The organism is Paenibacillus sp. FSL P2-0089 (genome assembly GCF_038595095.1).
Taxonomy (GTDB): Bacteria; Bacillota; Bacilli; order Paenibacillales; family Paenibacillaceae; genus Paenibacillus_AQ; species Paenibacillus_AQ silagei.
This window is the reverse complement of record NZ_CP152006.1, coordinates 6670682-6688371: the sequence shown is the minus strand read 5'-3', so window position 1 is coordinate 6688371 and position 17690 is coordinate 6670682. Positions and strand designations below refer to the sequence as shown.

At 52.1% G+C, this 17690-nt stretch carries 15 protein-coding genes; 12 read left to right on the top strand and 3 right to left on the bottom strand.

The genetic code is table 11. The features are described 5' to 3' along the window. The first annotated feature begins 11 nt into the window (after positions 1 to 11). The 7 genes from NST69_RS28490 (at position 12) to NST69_RS28460 (ending at position 6705) form a co-directional block, all read left to right on the top strand. Positions 12 to 1055 (top strand): type IV pilus twitching motility protein PilT, encoded by a 1044-nt coding sequence (locus NST69_RS28490; protein ID WP_342550231.1) that lies wholly within the window; start codon positions 12 to 14, stop codon positions 1053 to 1055. Beyond that, a complete protein-coding gene (locus NST69_RS28485) occupies positions 1055 to 2260 on the top strand; it encodes a type II secretion system F family protein (RefSeq protein WP_342547733.1) in 1206 nt (401 codons plus the stop codon). Before NST69_RS28490 ends, NST69_RS28485 begins: the two co-directional genes overlap by 1 nt. Before the next feature lie 87 nt (positions 2261 to 2347). After that, positions 2348 to 2842 carry a prepilin-type N-terminal cleavage/methylation domain-containing protein gene (locus NST69_RS28480; protein ID WP_342547732.1) on the top strand — a complete coding sequence of 165 codons (495 nt, stop codon included), beginning with the start codon at positions 2348 to 2350 and terminating at the stop codon, positions 2840 to 2842. A gap of 84 nt (positions 2843 to 2926) precedes the next feature. Then, positions 2927 to 3676, top strand: coding sequence for a prepilin peptidase (locus tag NST69_RS28475; RefSeq protein ID WP_342547731.1), 750 nt, complete (start codon positions 2927 to 2929; stop codon positions 3674 to 3676). A gap of 15 nt (positions 3677 to 3691) precedes the next feature. Next, positions 3692 to 5290: a pilus assembly protein PilM gene (gene pilM, locus NST69_RS28470; RefSeq protein WP_342547730.1), complete on the top strand. Its 1599-nt coding sequence runs from the start codon at positions 3692 to 3694 to the stop codon at positions 5288 to 5290. After that, entirely contained in the window at positions 5277 to 5885 is a 609-nt protein-coding gene (gene pilO / locus NST69_RS28465; RefSeq protein ID WP_342547729.1) for a type 4a pilus biogenesis protein PilO, read from the top strand. Before pilM ends, pilO begins: the two co-directional genes overlap by 14 nt. A gap of 214 nt (positions 5886 to 6099) precedes the next feature. Then, entirely contained in the window at positions 6100 to 6705 is a 606-nt protein-coding gene (locus NST69_RS28460) for a DL-endopeptidase inhibitor IseA family protein (protein WP_342547728.1), read from the top strand. 114 nt (positions 6706 to 6819) lie between these two features. Here NST69_RS28460 and NST69_RS28455 read toward each other — a convergent pair whose 3' ends face one another. Then, positions 6820 to 8247, bottom strand: a complete 1428-nt coding sequence (locus NST69_RS28455; protein WP_342547726.1) for a VanW family protein — start codon at positions 8245 to 8247, stop codon at positions 6820 to 6822. A gap of 190 nt (positions 8248 to 8437) precedes the next feature. Between NST69_RS28455 and ftsE the strand changes: the two genes are divergently transcribed. The 5 genes from ftsE to NST69_RS28430 all read left to right on the top strand — a co-directional run bounded on the left by ftsE (position 8438) and on the right by NST69_RS28430 (position 14555). After that, complete coding sequence (ftsE, locus tag NST69_RS28450) at positions 8438 to 9124, top strand: cell division ATP-binding protein FtsE (RefSeq protein ID WP_036721184.1); 687 nt, start codon at positions 8438 to 8440, stop codon at positions 9122 to 9124. Beyond that, positions 9114 to 10028, top strand: a complete 915-nt coding sequence (gene ftsX, locus NST69_RS28445; protein WP_036721183.1) for a permease-like cell division protein FtsX — start codon at positions 9114 to 9116, stop codon at positions 10026 to 10028. The genes ftsE and ftsX overlap by 11 nt, the downstream gene beginning before the upstream one ends. A 43-nt stretch (positions 10029 to 10071) precedes the next feature. Further along, the gene (locus tag NST69_RS28440) at positions 10072 to 11388 is read left to right on the top strand and encodes a peptidoglycan DD-metalloendopeptidase family protein (RefSeq protein WP_342547725.1); all 1317 of its coding nucleotides are present in this window, start codon (positions 10072 to 10074) and stop codon (positions 11386 to 11388) included. A gap of 143 nt (positions 11389 to 11531) precedes the next feature. Beyond that, a complete protein-coding gene (locus tag NST69_RS28435) occupies positions 11532 to 12998 on the top strand; it encodes a S41 family peptidase (RefSeq protein WP_036721180.1) in 1467 nt (488 codons plus the stop codon). Positions 12999 to 13208: 210 nt separating this feature from the next. Then, the gene (locus tag NST69_RS28430; RefSeq protein ID WP_342547724.1) at positions 13209 to 14555 is read left to right on the top strand and encodes a PDZ domain-containing protein; all 1347 of its coding nucleotides are present in this window, start codon (positions 13209 to 13211) and stop codon (positions 14553 to 14555) included. A 559-nt stretch (positions 14556 to 15114) separates the two neighbouring features. Here NST69_RS28430 and NST69_RS28425 read toward each other — a convergent pair. Then, positions 15115 to 16245, bottom strand: a complete 1131-nt coding sequence (locus NST69_RS28425; RefSeq protein ID WP_342547723.1) for an IS4 family transposase — start codon at positions 16243 to 16245, stop codon at positions 15115 to 15117. A 338-nt stretch (positions 16246 to 16583) separates the two neighbouring features. Continuing rightward, on the bottom strand, positions 16584 to 17246 hold the full coding sequence (locus NST69_RS28420) for a response regulator transcription factor (protein ID WP_339311822.1): 663 nt from the start codon (positions 17244 to 17246) through the stop codon (positions 16584 to 16586). Positions 17247 to 17690: the final 444 nt, after the last annotated feature.

Here is a 17690-nt window from a genome sequence, read left to right as displayed (position 1 = left end):
TAAGATTGCCATTGTTCAAACGTGATATTGTTCAACTTTTGCATATGGCCTATACCTCCAAAGCCTCAGATCTGCATATATCCGTAGGTTCACCGCCAGTAATCCGGATAGACGGAACGCTGCATTCATTGGAGGGGGAGAATATTGCTCCTGAAGAATCTGTAAGTATGGCGGAAGCATTACTCGGTAGCGATAAAAGTGAAATCTTCCATAGCATTGGGGAAATGGATTTCTCGTATCCTTTGGACAATGGGGTGCGATATCGGGTTAACGTCTATAAGCAAAGAGGGGAAGTCAGCATAGCTGCGCGGGCAATTCCAGTAGAGATCCCGACGCTTGAACAATTATCATTGCCATCTGTACTTTCCAGTCTTGCTGTGAAGCCTCAGGGGCTGATATTAGTAACAGGGCCAACCGGCAGCGGGAAGTCCTCTACACTTGCCGCCATGTTGAATTATATCAACAGGACAGAGCGTAAGCATATTGTGACGCTTGAGGACCCAATCGAATTTATACATTCTCATGGCACATGCTTAATTGACCAGCGTGAGGTGGGAAATGATACCGGCAGCTTCGCCAGTGGATTAAGGGCTGCGCTGCGTCAGGACCCTGATGTAATTCTGGTGGGCGAGATGCGTGATCTGGAGACGATGTCGGCAGCAGTTACGGCTGCGGAGACCGGCCATCTGGTGATGGCTACACTGCATACTACGGATGCCCCGCAGACGGTTGACCGGATTATCGATACTTTTCCAGGCCACCAGCAAGGTCAGATTCGTTCCCAATTAGCTTCAGTGCTGCTGGCGGTTCTCTCACAGCGTCTTTTCCCTAGGGCGGGTGGCCGGGGGAGGCTGAGTGCAACGGAGTTGTTGATTAATACGCCAGCTGTAGCGAACTTGATTCGTACTGACAAGACACACCAGCTCAAAAATGTAATGCAAACCGGGCGGGCACTCGGTATGCATACGCTTGAGATGAATATTCGTGAACAATTGCAGTATGGACTTATTCATCCGGAAGCTGCTAAAGCCTATCTAACGGAGGTGGGCAGCTGATGCCGCAGTTTGAATATCAGGTGAAAACGCATGCGGGCAAGCAACTTAAGGGGAAGCTCACCGCAACAGACAAGTCCATAGCGATGGAGGAGCTTCGTAAGCGCGGTCTGACCGTATTCTCGCTCGTAGAACGCAAAACCACTATTCTGTCTATGGAAATATACATAGGTAATCCGGTCAAGACCATTCATTTCATTATCTATTGCCGCCAGTTCGCGACACTGATGCGTGCAGGTGTTTCTATTGTGGATGCTACACGAATATTGGCTGAACAGACAGAGAGTAAGCCTTTACGTAAAGCTTTGATGGATGTGAACTCCAGCCTGTTAAGAGGAACTGCATTCTCACAGGCGATTCAGGATCACAAGAAGATCTTTCCGCCGCTCTTTGTCAGCATGATTCGTGCAGGTGAGGAGACCGGTGATCTGGAAGGGACGCTGGAACGGTTGGCTGTCTATTTCGAAAAGCAGCATACAACCACTGAGAAGATCAAATCAGCACTTACCTATCCTATTACCGTTGGGATTATGGCTATTGCGGCAGTGGTGTACCTACTCTGGGCGATCGTACCTCAATTCGTCAGCATGTTTGAATCAATGAATGCCGAGCTGCCTGCGATTACCAAAATGGTATTGGCACTTAGTACAAGTATTCAAGGTCAGTGGTATATTTGGCTGCTTGCTATAGTACTGCTCATTACTGTCTATCAGGTAGTCAAACGTACGGAAAGCGGAGCCTATGCGCTTGATTATGCCAAGCTCAAGATTCCGGTATTCGGCAAGCTGAATCAAAAAGGCTCCATTGCGCAATTCACACGCACCTTCTCATCCCTATATGCCAGTTCGGTGCCTATTCTTCAATCCTTGTCGATTGTTGAAGAAGTTGCTGGGAATAAAGTGATTGGCGGATACATCCGCAAGGCCAGTGATTCTCTTCGTCAAGGGAAGCCGTTATCGGACCCGCTGAAGAAGGCTTGGGTTTTTCCACCGCTCGTTACACAGATGATTGCGATTGGTGAAGAGACGGGGGCACTGGATCAGATGCTTGCTAAGGTAGCTGACTTCTACGAGATGGATGTAGAGAATACAGTGGACCGGCTGAAATCGCTGCTGGAGCCAATACTTATTGCCTTTTTGGCAGGTGTAGTAGGAATTATAGTAGCTTCAATTATGCTTCCTATGTTCAGTATCTATAGCAATATTTAATTGAAATGATTTGAGAGGGGTGACGCCGGTCAAATAGCAGAGATCGGTTCTGTTCAAGGATTACACCACTATCGAGGGGGAATTAATATGTTGGCACAGGCACTGAGAAAGAGATTAGGTAAGGCGGTAAAAGAGGAAAAAGGGTTTACACTGATAGAGTTGCTGGCTGTCATCGTGATTATTGGTATTATTGCAGTTATAGCGGTTCCATTGATTAGCAACGTTATAGGCAAATCTAAAAGTAACGCAGATGTTGCAACAGCTAGACAAATATACGATGCTGCTAGATTATATATTACTTCTGAAAAAGCAGGGAAATTCACAGGTACTGATGCTTCAGGTAACCCTACAGCATTAAACATCACAATTGGCCCCAAAAGCGTTGCAGATTCACTCCAAAAAACGGGATTTCTTGAAAGTCCAATTTATTTGCCAAGTACTAAATTAGAGATTGTAGGTGGAACAGTCCAATTTGATGCGACTGGTACTTTTATTAAGGTTGTATTAGATACTGGTGCAACGGATCCTCCTGAATTTTTAGCAGCTGAAGTAATGAGTGCTACTCCAACTGCAAATAGATAAGTACTTAACCAAACTCTTGTACAGCCCAAGGAATCGGAATTCCCGATTCCTTTTTTAAAATTCGCCAGACAGGAACGTTGAACCATGACGATTATTGTAGCCAGTTACATCACGCTGATCGGCCTGATTCTGGGCTCTTTTTATAATGTAGTAGCCTTGCGTATACCTGCAGGTGAATCGCTTCTGCGGCCGCCCTCACACTGTCCAAGCTGCAACACACAGCTAAGATCAAGGGATCTGATACCTGTACTAAGTTATGTGCTGAACAGAGGGAGATGCCGTTACTGCGGGATCAGGATCTCGCCGTTATATATGCTTGGTGAGGTGACGACAGGCTTGCTGTTTCTATGGATTCACCTCCAATTCGGTCTGACGGGCAAGGGAATTGTTGGATACTTATTGGTAAGTCTAGCTGTTATTGTAACGGTGTCTGATTTTAAGTTTATGTTAATTCCTGACAAGGTGTTGCTGTCTTTTCTCCCGATACTCGCTACCGCAGTGCTGTTCTTTCCCGAGGGTCCGCTAGTCTCTCATCTGCTGGGAGCAGCCGCAGGCGGAGGTATTCTGCTGCTGTTAGTCTTGTTCGGCGGCATGGGGATGGGGGATGCAAAGCTGATGGCATTACTCGGTCTGGTGCTGGGGTTCCCTAATACGATCCTGGCCTTTCTGCTTGCTTGTATGTTAGGAACTGTGGTTGGAGGCACATTGCTGTTTACCGGCAGAATCCAGCGCAAGCAGCATATTCCCTTTGGCCCGTGGCTGGGAGCAGGGGCGCTGCTTGCCTTCGCGTACGGCTCACATCTTATCAGCGGTTATCTTGCGCTCATTCGTTAGGAGGAACTATATAGCATGATTGGATTAAGGCACAGAGCAGCAGGGATCTCCATTGAGCAGACTGGAATCCGCTACATAAGTTTCAAAGCCAACAAGCAGATTCATAAAAAGCGGTTCATCCCCCTGCTTCCAGGAATGATTGTAGAGAATCAGATTGCGGATAGGGAAGCTCTGCTGGACCGGTTGAAGCAATGGGTCAAACAAAAGGGGATGCGCGGCAGCGCTGTTGATGTCTCGATTCCTCCATCGCAAATGATTGTCCGCAAGATGATGATTCCGAGTACGAGTGAGAAGCAGATCGAACAGCTCGTGAAGCTGGAGGTTGAAACCGGGCTGCATCTGCCGTTCGAGAACCCGGTGTATGATTATGTAATTACCGAGCAGGATGAGAGCCAAAGCCAGTTGATCATTTTTGCCGCACCGCGTAAGGTAGTTCAGGATTATGTGGACGTTCTGGAGGATGCCGGGTTGCGGGTGAGGACGGTAGAAGTAACAGCCACTGCCCTTGCCCGAAGTATTGTAGCGGGGTATGGGCATGAGTTCAGTGAAACGATGCTGATCCACCTGGAACAGTCTTTACTGGATATCTATATGTTCCGTAGCGGTCATCCTGTATTCATGAGAACCATCGATCTGATTGATCTATCGCTTGAGAAGCCATTGAATCTGCAAGAGAACATGCCTTTCCTTGCCGAAGCAGAGGTTGCAGCTGCGTCACATGAACACCTCTCTACGGAACAGGTTGTCGAAATTACAGCGGAGATTTCCCGAATGCTCAGCTTCTATCAATACAGTCTGCATGACGGCTCGACGCGAATCTCAGAGATCTTAATTACTGGATCTCCAGAGATGCGTGTACAGTTACAGGAGGAACTTCAAGCCGCGCTTCCTGAGATGGCTATTGCCCCGATTGCGGTTAATCAATTCTCACAAGGCGCGAAGCCGGACAGCAGTCTTAATGATTACAGGACCGCTGCCGGAGCTGCTCTTCGTGACAGCAAGATACGGAACATTAACCTGTTGCCCCGCGAAGACCGTGAGACGATTGTATTTCCGTATATCGCTATCTCTTTAGCCGCAATATGGATTCTGGGTGTGGTCGGTTCGGGCATATTGTACGCATCTATTCAAGGACAATATGCAGAGCGGGGCGAACAGATATTAGCTTATCAGGATCAGAACGCCTTGCTCCAGACAGAGTTAGCTGGACTTAATGGCCGTAACTCATCAGGCGGTGGGCTTGACCGTGCGGTTATCATTGAAGCCATGTCTGCCAGCCGTGCAGATGCTGCTGCTGTTCTGGATGAATTAGAGGCAAGTCTTCCTTATGGCGGAGTCATCAGAGATATTAAATATTCATATCATAGCGAGATTATCCTGTCAGTGAATTTCACGGCAATGGAGCATAGTACAGTCTACTTAACTGCATTACGTCAGATGTCTTTCTCCAAGGGGGCTTCCATTCAAAAGCTGACAGAAGGCACTGAGAATTCCGGTAACTCTGTTGCTAAATATACCGCAGTCTTCAGGGTGAACATGGCACCTGTAGTGGAGCAAAGTGTACAGGCCCAAAGTCCGGCAGAAGGAGGGGAGGACAGCAGTGGAACAAATTAATAAATACCGTTCAGCCATTGTGCTGACATTGTTGGTCCTGTTCCTGATTTTGTTTGGCTTCTATATGTTCGCCATACGCCCGGTGAATAACGATATTGCTATGCAAGATAATGAGTTCTCATTGCTGGAGCAGGAGAAGGGAATTCTTACAAATAAGATTAACGAGCTTAAGAGTGAGCAGCAGGGAACAAATTCTAGTGAGGATACTCTACTGGCAGGAATTCCGCAAGGAGATGACAGCGAAGCACTAATCCTGGCCTTACAACGGATTGGAACCAGCTCACATGCCAGACTGAAGGATATCGGATTCTCGCTGACAGAATCTAATGAAATTAGCCCCTGGACCGGGATCAGCCCCGAGGAAGCGGGCAGCTTGAGAGAGATCAAAATGGCTGCTATTGTACAAGGGAGTTATGCAGAGATTAAGGACTGGTTGAAGCAGCTTCATGACCTGCCGCGAATCCTTGCTGTAGACTCCTTCTCCTTCCAGAAGCCTTATGAATTCCCGGCCCCGGGGAAACCGGGCAGTATCCTAACGGCAAATGTGTCCTTTACCGCATACTTTGAAGCTACAGTACCTAAGTCTGGTAATTAAGCTGTACCCTATGCCCATCACGCTCCCCCAACTCTGCCCCCATTTACACGGGACGGAGTTTTTTTACGCATTTCCCCCATTACCCGTTTATACCCCCGGGTGGTTTGGGTATTACAGCTTACGGGCTATTGTAATGTTATACAGTACTTATCGCAGCAGCTTAGTCTGAAGTACGCTTTAGGCTACCATACAGGAATACGAGGAGGCGTTCGAAATGAAGAACAAAAAATGGATGATCGGGTCACTGGCATTATCACTGGGTCTTGTCTCTGCAGGGGGCGGAGCGCTTGCGGATTCACCGGTGGCAAGCATTGAGGGCGTAAGAACGGTTGCGGCGTCTGCACCAGGCAAGGAAGGGCCGGCGACCATTAACAATCTCACTGAACGGAGTGTTGTTCCGCTGGTGGTTCATGCCAAGAAGCTATATACGTATGCCAGCCGGGGAGGCAATGTATTCAGCCCGGAGCGGTTCACTTATAAAGCACAGGAGTACCGCTATCTGTCCAGTGATCTGGGCTCGAAGCAGCAGCTGATGAGCTATATCAAGAAGGGGTTCACGCATAATGCGGCCGCCTTCTACGCACAGACACAGTTCCTGGAGCATGAGGGCCGAATGGCGCAGGTCAATTCCGATCTGGGCAACTCGCTGGACTTCACCAGAGCGACTGCACGGATGGTCTCCAAGACTGCGCAGGCGGCAGTGTTCGAGCTGACTGTACCTGCGGAAGGAGCGAACGGGTCTTCCGAGGTAGTAACTGTGAAGCTGAAGAAGGTTAACGGCTATTGGAGAATTGACATGTCGCCGGATACCCTTTTCTAAGCAGCAGAGGCTTCAGGCTCCATCCAGAGCTTCATAAAAGAACGGCTGTGCCGACCTTATCATAAGGAGGGCACAGCCGTTTCTGCTTGCTATACATTTTGAGGAAAATGGAAGTTAACGCACCTTCACACCATCCTCGACTAGCTGTCTGCGCGGGGATTCGGGCTGATCGGATTTGCTCATCCCGCCGCGGTTGATGGCGATAACACGTTTCTGGGCGTAATAGGTGTCGCGGGAGAGCAGGTTTCTTTCTACGGCTTTACCATCTACGTGGCGGGTAATGTAAGTTTCAACTACATAGCCGGTTTTGCCGGCAAGCAGTACCCGGGTTCCGCCCTTGGGGAGCGAGGCATCGCTCACATATTTATCCGTGGGGGGCAGCACCTCGACGGTTCTGGATTCAACGGAATAGGTGACGTTCTTCGGGAACGTGCCGAACAGCTTGATGGTCAGCGTGCGCCCCTGGACTTCGGATTTGATGATCAGATATTTGCCGGTGTTGTTGCGGAAGCGGAAATTAATATACCCCTCGGCAAAAGTGGCGTCCTGCCCCTTGGGCAGATAGCTGACCGGAAGCGAGTGGTTGCGCCGTTCTACGATCTCCAGCCCGGAGCGGAGCGCGGCATTATACAGGGTGCTGGAGACCTGGCAGATCCCCCCGCCCGTGCCGGGCTGGAGCTTGCCGTTCACGATGACCGGGGCTTCGCGGAAGCCGTATTCGGTCTGGGCCTTCTGGATTGCTTTTCCGTAATCAAAAACCGCATTCGGCGGCAGCACCGTGCCGTTTACAGCTTTGGCGGCCGCCTCCACATTGAAGCTGCGCCCGGGGCCGCTGGCCCCGAGGGAGGTGCTGAACTGGACGATTTTGCGATCGATGCCCTGATCCTTGAGCGCCTGTAGCGTGATCTTCGGCTGCTTGACGGCAAGGGGAACCTCCAGCTGAATCTGCTGATCCTGAAGTGTGCCGTCAGCGGCCAACCGGGTGGGCACCGCCGCCTGCATCGCAAGCTCCAGCGCCTGCCAGTCCACCTCGTAGGAGGAGGTGCCCGGCGTATAGACGACCCGGTCATCTCCGGTGATCCGCCGGACCGCATCGACCGGAACGCCGAAGGAGGCTTTTTCCCATTCGGGATTCAAAAGACTTCTGAGCTGCGCAGTCTGCAGCTGAATCTCCATATTCCAGCTGCCGGACCAGCTGCGCCGGGCTTGTACCCGCTCCATCAGCGTGCCGTCCGACAGCGTCTTCAGCGCCTGGAGGAAGTCCCCGGCCTCATAGGTCACACCTGCCTGCTTAAGGGTAACCTGGAGTCCGGCATTATTTTTTGCCTTCAGCATGAGTGGAGTGGCTTCCAGCGCCTGAAGTCTTGAATCCATTCCGGCCGCTACGTCAGCGATGTTCATTCCGCCAACCTCCCAGCCAGCGATAACGGTGTTTGCAGGTAGGGTAGGTTGGGTCCCGTATAGATGAAGTCCTCCGGCAGCCAGCGAACCGGCCAGCATCAGACCGAAACCCGCGATGAGAGCGGCGTGTATTTTTTTCATAAATAATCTCTCCTTCTATGGGGGCGAAACCTGATGTTTTTATGTATATGTAAGGATTCGGTAAAACTTTCGGGTACTCAAGGGGTTATGGATTTGTTACAATAGATACGCCTGCGATAATCATGCAGTTTATGGAAGCTCCCCCGGCCCGGTGGCCCGGCGGAAGATGTCAGAATCGGGAAGTGAGAAAATGATTGAGATGCAGGATGTATGGAAGACCTATGCTAACGGGACCCATGCATTGCAGGGAATATCGGTTAAAATTGACCGCAATGAGTTCGTCTACATTGTCGGACCGTCCGGCGCAGGGAAATCAACGTTCATGAAATTAATTTATAGAGAAGAAACGCCGACCAAAGGACAGATCTCTGTAGGCGGGTTCAATATCGGCAAGCTGAAGCCCCGTAAGATCCCTTATGTGCGCCGCAATATCGGTGTGGTCTTTCAGGATTTCCGGCTGCTGCCGAAGATGACGGCTTATGAGAATGTGGCTTTTGCGATGGATGTTATTGAGGCGCCGAAGAAGATTATCAAGAAGCGTGTGAATGAAGTGCTCGATCTGGTGGGACTGCGCAGCAAGGCGGGGCGTGAGCCCTCACAGCTCTCAGGGGGGGAGCAGCAGCGTATCGCGATTGCCAGAGCCATCGTCAACAACCCTTCCGTTATTATTGCGGACGAGCCTACCGGTAATTTGGACCCGGAGACCTCGTGGGGCATTATGCAGCTGCTGGATGAGATTAATTTTCGCGGTACCACGATCGTTATGGCGACCCACAACCGGGATATTGTGAACAAAATGCGCAAACGGGTGCTAGCGATTGAGAATGGAACGATCGTCAGAGACCAATTGAGAGGGGAATACGGTTATGAGTTTTAAAACCTTCTTGCGGCATTTGCGGGAAGGCTTCAAAAACGTATTCCGCAACGGCTGGATGTCGGTGGCGTCCATCACTTCCATCGTTGTCTCTCTCTTCGTACTCGGAGTGTTCATCCTGCTGGTGCTCAACGTCAATCAAATTGCGGACAAAGCAGACAGCCAGGTGCAGATCAATGTGCATCTGACGCTGAATACGGACCAGAAGATGCGGGAGAAGCTGGAAAACGAAATCGGCAATATGCCGGAAGTCAGCAAGGTGGAGTTCGTCTCCAAAGAACAGGGCTTGAAGGAATTCCGTGAAGATATGGGGCCGGATGCCGCCGAGCTCCTGGAAGGCTTCGATGAAGACAATAATCCGCTGCCGGACAAGCTGCTGGTTGAAGTGATTGAGCCGACCACGGTTCCGTTTGTAGCGGAGAAGATAGAAGCATTGAACAAGACGCATGAAGAGCAGCCGATCTATAAGGTGAACTACGGTAAAGGCTCTGTGGAGACTTTATTCAAGGTGACCAAGGCGGTGCGGAATATCGGGTTTATTTTTGTAGCAGGACTGGCGCTGATGTCGATGTTCCTGATCTCGAATACTATCCGGGTAACGATCCTCGCCCGCCGCAAGGAAATCGGCATTATGAAGCTCGTAGGCGCGACAAATTATTTCATCCGCTGGCCCTTCTTCATCGAAGGCGCTCTGATCGGATTGATCGGTTCAGTGGTAACCTCGGGTGCGCTCTACGCCGGTTACAGCAGTCTGGTGGCTTCCGTGAAGGGAGATCCGATGCTGGGACTGCAACTGATTCCGTTTGAGGATATCTGGTTGCTGCTATGCGGGCTGCTGGTGGGCCTCGGGGTGCTGATTGGCGTATGGGGCAGCACGGTGTCGATCCGCAAGTTCTTGAAGGTATAGCCTGTATGATTCACATATTTGAACAAAGGACGGAGAGTGCAAGTTGAAAAGAATTGCTGCCGGAATGGCCGTAATATTGCTGGCTGTCACAATGTTCGGGCCCTCTGACGGGTATGCGAAGAAAACAAGCGTTGCCGAAATTGATAAGCAGCTGAAGCAGCTGCAGCAGGAGGTCCAGGCGGCCAAGGCGGCGCAGGAGAAGGCGGACTCCCGTAATCAGGAGGCTAAGCACTATAAGAATAAGACCACGCTGAATCTCGACTATGTGCTTGGGCAGATTGCCCAGGTGAAGGGTGAGATGACCACGATATCCGGCAAAATTGCCAGCACGGAGAAGTCGCTTACCGTGACGGCAACGGAGCTGGATGATGCTGAGGCGCGCGTGGCCTCCCGCGAAAAACTGCTGGAATCCCGTGTCCGTCTTATGTACACGGATGGCGCAGTCTCCTATCTGGATGTACTGCTGTCCTCGACCAGCTTCTCCGACTTCCTGGACCGGGCCGATTCCCTGAAGATGATCGTGGATCAGGATCAGGATCTGCTGGTGCAGCATAAGCTGGACAAGCAGACGGTAATTGCCAAGAAGCAGGAGCTGGAAGGGCAATATGCCACGGCGAAGCAACTGTATACCGATCTGGAAGCCCAGCGCAGTATGCTAAAGGAGAAGGAAGCGGAGAAGCAGGAGCTCATCGCTTATTATGATGAGGAGATTGAGAATTCGGAGGTCATCTCTGCTGAGCAGGATGCCAAGCTGGTAGAGCTGGCCAGCAGCCGCTCTGCGCTGGAAGCGCAGAAGGACAAGATTAAGGCGGAGGAAGCAGCGCGCAGAGCGGCAGCCGCGAAGGCTGAGGCGCAGCGCCGGGCGGCAGTAGCCGCAGCCAAGGCGGCGGAGAAGGCGAAGGCCTCCAAGTCTTCCGGCGGCGACAGCTCCTCCGTTGCGAGCGCAGAAGATTATTCGGGCGGAGACGGTCCTTACCTGCGGCCGGTGGGCTACGCGCGGATCTCTTCTCCTTTTGGCTACCGGACCCATCCGGTGACGCATGAAGTCGGCAAGCTGCATACCGGTATAGACTTTGCCGTGCCGCAGGGTACGAGTATCCATGCGGCGGATTCCGGTACGGTTGTGTTAGCGGAGTGGTATAGCGGTTATGGTTATTGTGTCATTATTGATCATGGCGGCGGGGTATGGACGCTGTACGGACACATCCGCGAGGGCGGCATCAAGGTGAGCCAGGGACAACGGGTGGAGCGCGGACAGACGATCGCCGAATCCGGTTCAACGGGACGTTCCACCGGCCCGCATCTGCATTTTGAAGTGCGGATCAACGGGAAACCGGTCAATCCTATACCTTATCTGTAAGTGGACTGAGCGGATGAATTATAAGTTTGGTTGAACTGATAAATATATTTTCATGCTGCGGCATATACTGGAAGAGATGCCGTTTCTCATGGAACGGGCCCATGCTGGTGTTAAGATGGACAAGAAGGGACGGTGGGAACATCATGTTAAAGAAAAGCACTGCGGCCTTTATGATCGTCGCGGCACTGCTGTGCGGCAGTTTGCTGACCCTGGGCGTGACCGGTTATGTACAGGTATTCGGACAAGCCGCAGGTGAAGGGTTGGCAACGGTCCTGCAGACTGCCGGACTACAGGAGAAGGAATCGAAGAAGCTGGGTACCGCTCTTAGCCTGATCGAGAGCAATTATTATGAGAAGGTCGACCGGGAGAAACTGATTGATGGTGCGGTCAACGGAATGATGGAAGCACTGGGCGACCCGTATTCGAACTACATGGGCAAGGAGACGGCACAGCGGTTCGAGGAGAGCATTGAAGGCTCCTTCTCGGGGATTGGCGCTGAAGTCTCCTCCGACAACGGTAAGGTCGTTGTAGTCTCCCCTATCAAGGGCTCACCGGCAGAGAAGGCCGGTATTCAAGCCAAGGATGTGATCCTCTCCGTGAACGGTGAATCGCTGGAAGGGCTGGAGCTGAATGCGGCTGTAGCCAAAATCCGCGGTCCCAAGGGCAGCAAGGCGACCCTGAAGGTCCAGCGGACCGGAACAGCAGAGCCGCTGCAATTCGTCATCACCCGTGATGATGTCAGACTGGAGACGGTCTATGCGAAGATGGAGAAGGAGCATGTCGGTGTGATCGAGGTTACGCAGTTCTCACAGAACACCTCGGAGCGGTTCAAGGAAGAGCTGACGAAGCTGGAAAAGCAGGGCATGAAGGGACTCGTTATTGATGTCCGCAATGACCCGGGCGGTGTGCTGCCGGTCGTCATTGAGATGGTTGAGCAGTTCGTTCCTTCCGGCAAAGCCATCGTACAGGTGGAGGATAAGAACAAGCGGCGCGAGATCAGCACCTCGAAGGGATCAAGCAAGAAGTATCCGGTAGTCGTGCTGATGAACAAGGGCAGCGCGAGCGCTTCGGAGATCATGGCCGGAGCCCTGCAGCAATCTGCCGGAGCCAAGCTGATCGGGGAGAATTCGTTCGGTAAAGGCACCGTGCAGACCAGCTTCGAGGAGCAGCTCGGTGACGGAAGCCTGCTGAAGATTACGATTGCCAAGTGGCTGACGCCAGACGGCACCTGGATTCACGGCAAGGGCATTAAGCCGGATATAGCCGTAGCCCAGCCGGATTACTTCTCGGTGGCGCCGATTAACAAGAGCGTTACGCTGCAATATAATATGAACAATGCAGATGTCAAAAGTGCACAGACGATGCTGGATGGGCTAGGCTACAAGCCGGGCCGTAAGGACGGCTATTTCGATGCCGGGACCAAAGAAGCGGTCAAGAAATTCCAGAGCGCAGCCAAGCTGAAATCGACAGGCTCGATTGATGCCAAGACCGCGGAAGCGCTGGAGCTGGCGCTGATCAAGGTCATCCAGGATCCGGTGAATGACAATCAGCGGAATAAGGGGATCGAAGAAATTCAGAAGGAAATCAAGGCTGCGGCGTCGAACAAGTAAGAGGGCTGATTTCAGCCTTCTTTTTTTCTTTGAATGGGATATTATCATTTAATTCTGTTTTTAATTGTGGCCCTAATGTATGTGAAAAACAGCATACATTGTGCTGCGTGCAGGCGTATGGGCCAAATGTATGTGAAAAACAGCATACATTGTGCTGGCGTGCAGATAATCCCTATTTGCTATAGGCTATGGAAAGGAGTGTGCGAACCGTTGAATGTACTCCCGGAGCTGCTGACCAGCTGGGGCACAGCAGTCCTTCATCTGCTGATTCAGCCCTATTACTATATCGCTATTCTATTTATTGCCCTATATTACCGCAGACAGGTAGCCCTGGAGCGGAAGCTTATTCATGTGAAGCTGCATAGCTGGGGACCGGAAACCTGGCGGACCGTGTGGACTGGTGGACTCATGGGACTGGTGGTCTCCCTTGCCGCCGTTGCACTGGGAGTATCAGTGACCTATATGGCTGTTGCCTGTATCTGGGTAGTCAGCCTTATCTTAATGCTCTTTCGGGTGCGTTACTTATGCTTTGCGTATGCCATAGGCGTGCTGGGAATCGTGCAGTTTGTACTGTCGTTCTTCCCGGGGACGCTGCAGAGCGGAGCCGCCGGAACGGTTGCCGGTGCCGTGCGGGAGATGGACATCCCGGCGCTGCTGGCGCTGGCCGCGCTGCTTCACGTGGCCGAGGCGCTGCTGGCGCGCTGGCAGGGGCCACGGCTGGCGACGCCGTTGTTCCTTGCCGGCAAGCGCGGCAAGGTGGTGGGCGGCTACCAGCTGCAGGCCTTCTGGCCGCTGCCGCTGTTCGTGCTGATTCCCGCAGGCACGGGAATCGGTGAGCTGCCGTGGCATCCGCTGCTGGGCGGGGGCCTCGGCCTGGTCTCGCTGCCGGTCATCATCGGCTTCAGCGAGATGACCCAGGGCATGCTGCCCGGACGCAAGGCGGCCCGGACGTTCGGACGGCTGCTGATTTACAGCGCCGTCCTGCTCGGCCTCAGCCTGCTTGCGGACCTATGGAGCCCGCTGACGGTCGTCGCGGCGCTCGCGGCTATTCTGCTGCACGAAGGGTTAAGCTGGTACAGCGCTCTGGAGGAGCGCAGCCTTAGCCCCGTCTTCGTGCATCCCCCGGCCGGCCGCAAGGTGCTGGCCGTGCTGCAGGGCAGCCCCGCGCAGGAGCTGGGCATCCTGCCCGGCGAGATCTTGCTGAAGGTCAACGGGGTCCTGTTGACCAGCGCGGCGCAGCTGCATGAGGCGCTGCGCATGAACCCCGCGTTCTGCAAGCTGGAGGTGCAGAACCGCGAAGGCGAGAGCAAGTATCTGCAGCGCGCGATCTATGCGGGGGACCATCATCAGCTCGGCATCATTCTGGTGCCGGACCCGGACGGGGGCATCACCGCAGAGACCAAGCCGTCCAGTATCTTCAGCATCATCGGGATGCGGACAGGCATCCGGCAGCGGGGAGTGCAGGGCGACCGGCTGGGCCGGGCGAAGAAGACGCCGCCTGCGGAGGTCAAACAGACGCCGCCGGCAGAGGCCAAGCAGGAATCTGCCGGCGTCTGACGGATGATTATCAACGTAATTGGTTCCCCCAGCGGCTGCTGGTACGGAAGCTTAAAGAGGCCCGTTCTTTCTGAACTAAGTTCAGGGGGAATGGGCCTTTTATATTTGATAAGGAAGTGATGTGAGGCACCTGGAATGTATGCGAAAAACCGAACACAATCGGCAGCCGCTGCTCCAAATGTGGCAATGAACTCGAAAAACCGAACACATTCGCTGACGAGAAGGCACCTGGGCCAAATGTATGCGGAAAACCGAATACAATGCGCAACCATGGGGGCTTGTGGACGTCATATATGCGTAAACCGAACACAATCGGTGCTGCTGTGAAGAGGGGAGCCTATGCTCCGCAGCCCGCACCATTATAGAGAAATTCTGCAAGAAGTGCAGGAATACTACCTAATAGAAGCGAGGTATGCTGAAATCCTGCATGAAATGCAACAAATCCAACGCTAAGTCACACTAAGCACCAGAATTCCTGCAAATGATGCAACAATGTACCGTAGCCCGTAACATTTTTAGAAGAATCCTGCAAAATGTGCAGGCGTGTTGATTACCCATATTATGGGATGACAAAAACACCTAAATGTTCTTTACGCCTGAGCTGATTAAGCTGAACCTGCCACTCCAGCGGAAGATTAAATATACGCCAGTACTGCATAAATTCCCATAGAGTCAGCTTAGCAAAGACCGGTACCTTCGGATGAATTTCATCAAAAATGTATTTTAGAAGCACATACGCGGTAAGGGCCACAAACAATTGGCTATACACTGCATTTTCGGTGGTTCCAAACAGACAAGGGACATTCAAATGCTGTTTCACCCAGCGGAAAAAGACTTCAATCTCCCAGCGTGCTTTGTAAATTTCAGCAATCACGTGAGCGGACTCTTTTCTCAAATCAGTGACGACCCGTACGACTTCGCCCCGGTCATTTTCAAATTCAACGACGCGGTGGCGCTGGGCGGATTGGTGTTTCCCTTGACCGATATAACAGGTGATATCGCGTACAATTTTGGTGTCTCCCTCTGCCGGTCGATGACGTTTTCGCGGCAACACCAAGTGGAGATTGTCTTTCAAACGAATCACAAAGGACTGACCTTGCTGCACATATTGATCCAATCGACCGATTTTTCCATATGCCCGATCCTGGACTAGAAGGTAGTCCTTATCGGCCAAGACTTCTCCAAATGGAGCGTCATTGCGCCGGGCAATCGATTCGACCACCTTCACGGGTGAATGCTGTCCATGCGAGAAGGCCACATGCAGCTTGATACCTCCTCTGAATTTTTTATACGGAGCCCAAGACATACGGGAGTTTGCCGCCGTAACTGTCGTAGAGTCAATAAGCAGAAGATCTTTAGGCAGATTCAAGTGCCGCCGGGTTTGCCGGTTACATTTCTGGACGAGCATTTGAAACAAACGCTTGAAGATATCGTAAGGCACTTCACCGGCTTTGCCCGAAAGAGTGGAGTAATGAACCTTGGGCAAATCGTAGTTCGAGCCCACCCGAGCACTTTGACGAAAGCCATCCCATTTGTGGTAGCAGGCTTGGATAAAGTAGTCGAACAACACACCGACAGTCATTTTGATTCCTGTATCCTCGTAGTTCTTGGTTTGCCCAGTCACCATTTCGACTTCTTCCGGAGTTAATACTTGTTTGAACACGGCCAGGAATGGGGTATTATTATTCATGAGGTCGCCTCATTTCGGTTTGGTTTGGTCGTACTTACCATTACCCGAAATGGCGGCCTTTCTTGTCCCTTTTTTTTGGAAATCAACACGCTTACAAAATGTGCAACAATGCGATCCATACAAGCGATCCGTGAGAGGAAATTCTCAGAATTGGCGAGAGATAGGCGGAGCACCACCATGAAAGGAAGAAGTACTTCAGAACGGTATGCGAAAACCGGCTACAGGGTGTGGCCAAAAAAGCATATGGGCTGGATGTATGTCACCAGAAAGCGATAAGGCACCAGCGTCTATCACCTGTTAGGATTCAGTGCCTTATCCTGGATATGCTTGTCTGTGGCTCAATGGTTCCCCTGCGTACTCTTCAGATACAGAATCGCAATCTGTGTCCGGTCACGTACGCCGAGCTTGCTGAGGATGTCGGTGATATAGTTTTTGACGGTGCCTTCGCTCAGGAACAGCTTGGCGGCGATTTCCTTGTTGGTGAGTCCCTCTGCGATGGAGGTGACTACGGCCTGCTCGGACCTCGTCAGGCCATAGGAAGCAAGCGGCTGAGCCTCGGGAGCTTCCTGACGCGCGGATGGCTGGAGGAAGCCCGCCAGCTTGCGGGCAATCTCGGGATGAATGAGCATATTGCCCTCATGTACGGTCTTGATGCCTTGAATGATCCGGTCCGGCGGGATGTTCTTGAGCAGATATCCGCTGGCTCCGGCGCGCAGAGCCTCAATGATATACTCGTCATCATCGAAGGTGGTCAGCATCAGGACGGCTACGGCCGGGTAGGCTTCTTTAATCATCCGTGTGCCTTCCACCCCGTCACATCCCGGCATCCGGATATCCATGAGTACAACATCCGCTCCGCCGGGCAGCTCCCCCAGCAAGGAGAGGGCCTCCCGGCCATCCCCTGCGGTTCCGGCCACCTCGATACCGGCATCCAGCCCGATCAATACCTTCAGGCTCTCGCGGATAAAAGAATCATCGTCAACAATCAATACTCTAATCATGAATCTGCACCTCTTATCTGTGAATATACTCCCGCTGCCCGTCCCCGGCTAAGTTGATGAGTGTGTGGTTGGGGGATGTGGCATATGGGGAAGCTGTGGTGTGGGTTACAGTTGGACAGCTGTTAGTCTGGCCGATGCTGAGGCTCATGGCCCAAGGATAGTTGGAGAACTGACTCGTCTGCCGATGTTATGATGGTGGAATATAGTTGGATTTTGAGCACTTGCTGATCAACGAGTGGCCTCTCTGGGGACAACAGTTGGACAAACAACACTTAATTGTTCCCAATCTGCCCCGCAGCAGAAAAATCATCGACAGTAGATGCTGTTTTTCCAACTAATACCCTGGAAACATCAGAAACAGTGAAATTAAGATACGTTTTTCCACTTGCTTCTGCCAGAGAGGGAGCAGTTCCCCCCAGATCCACAAGTTGTTAGGATATAACA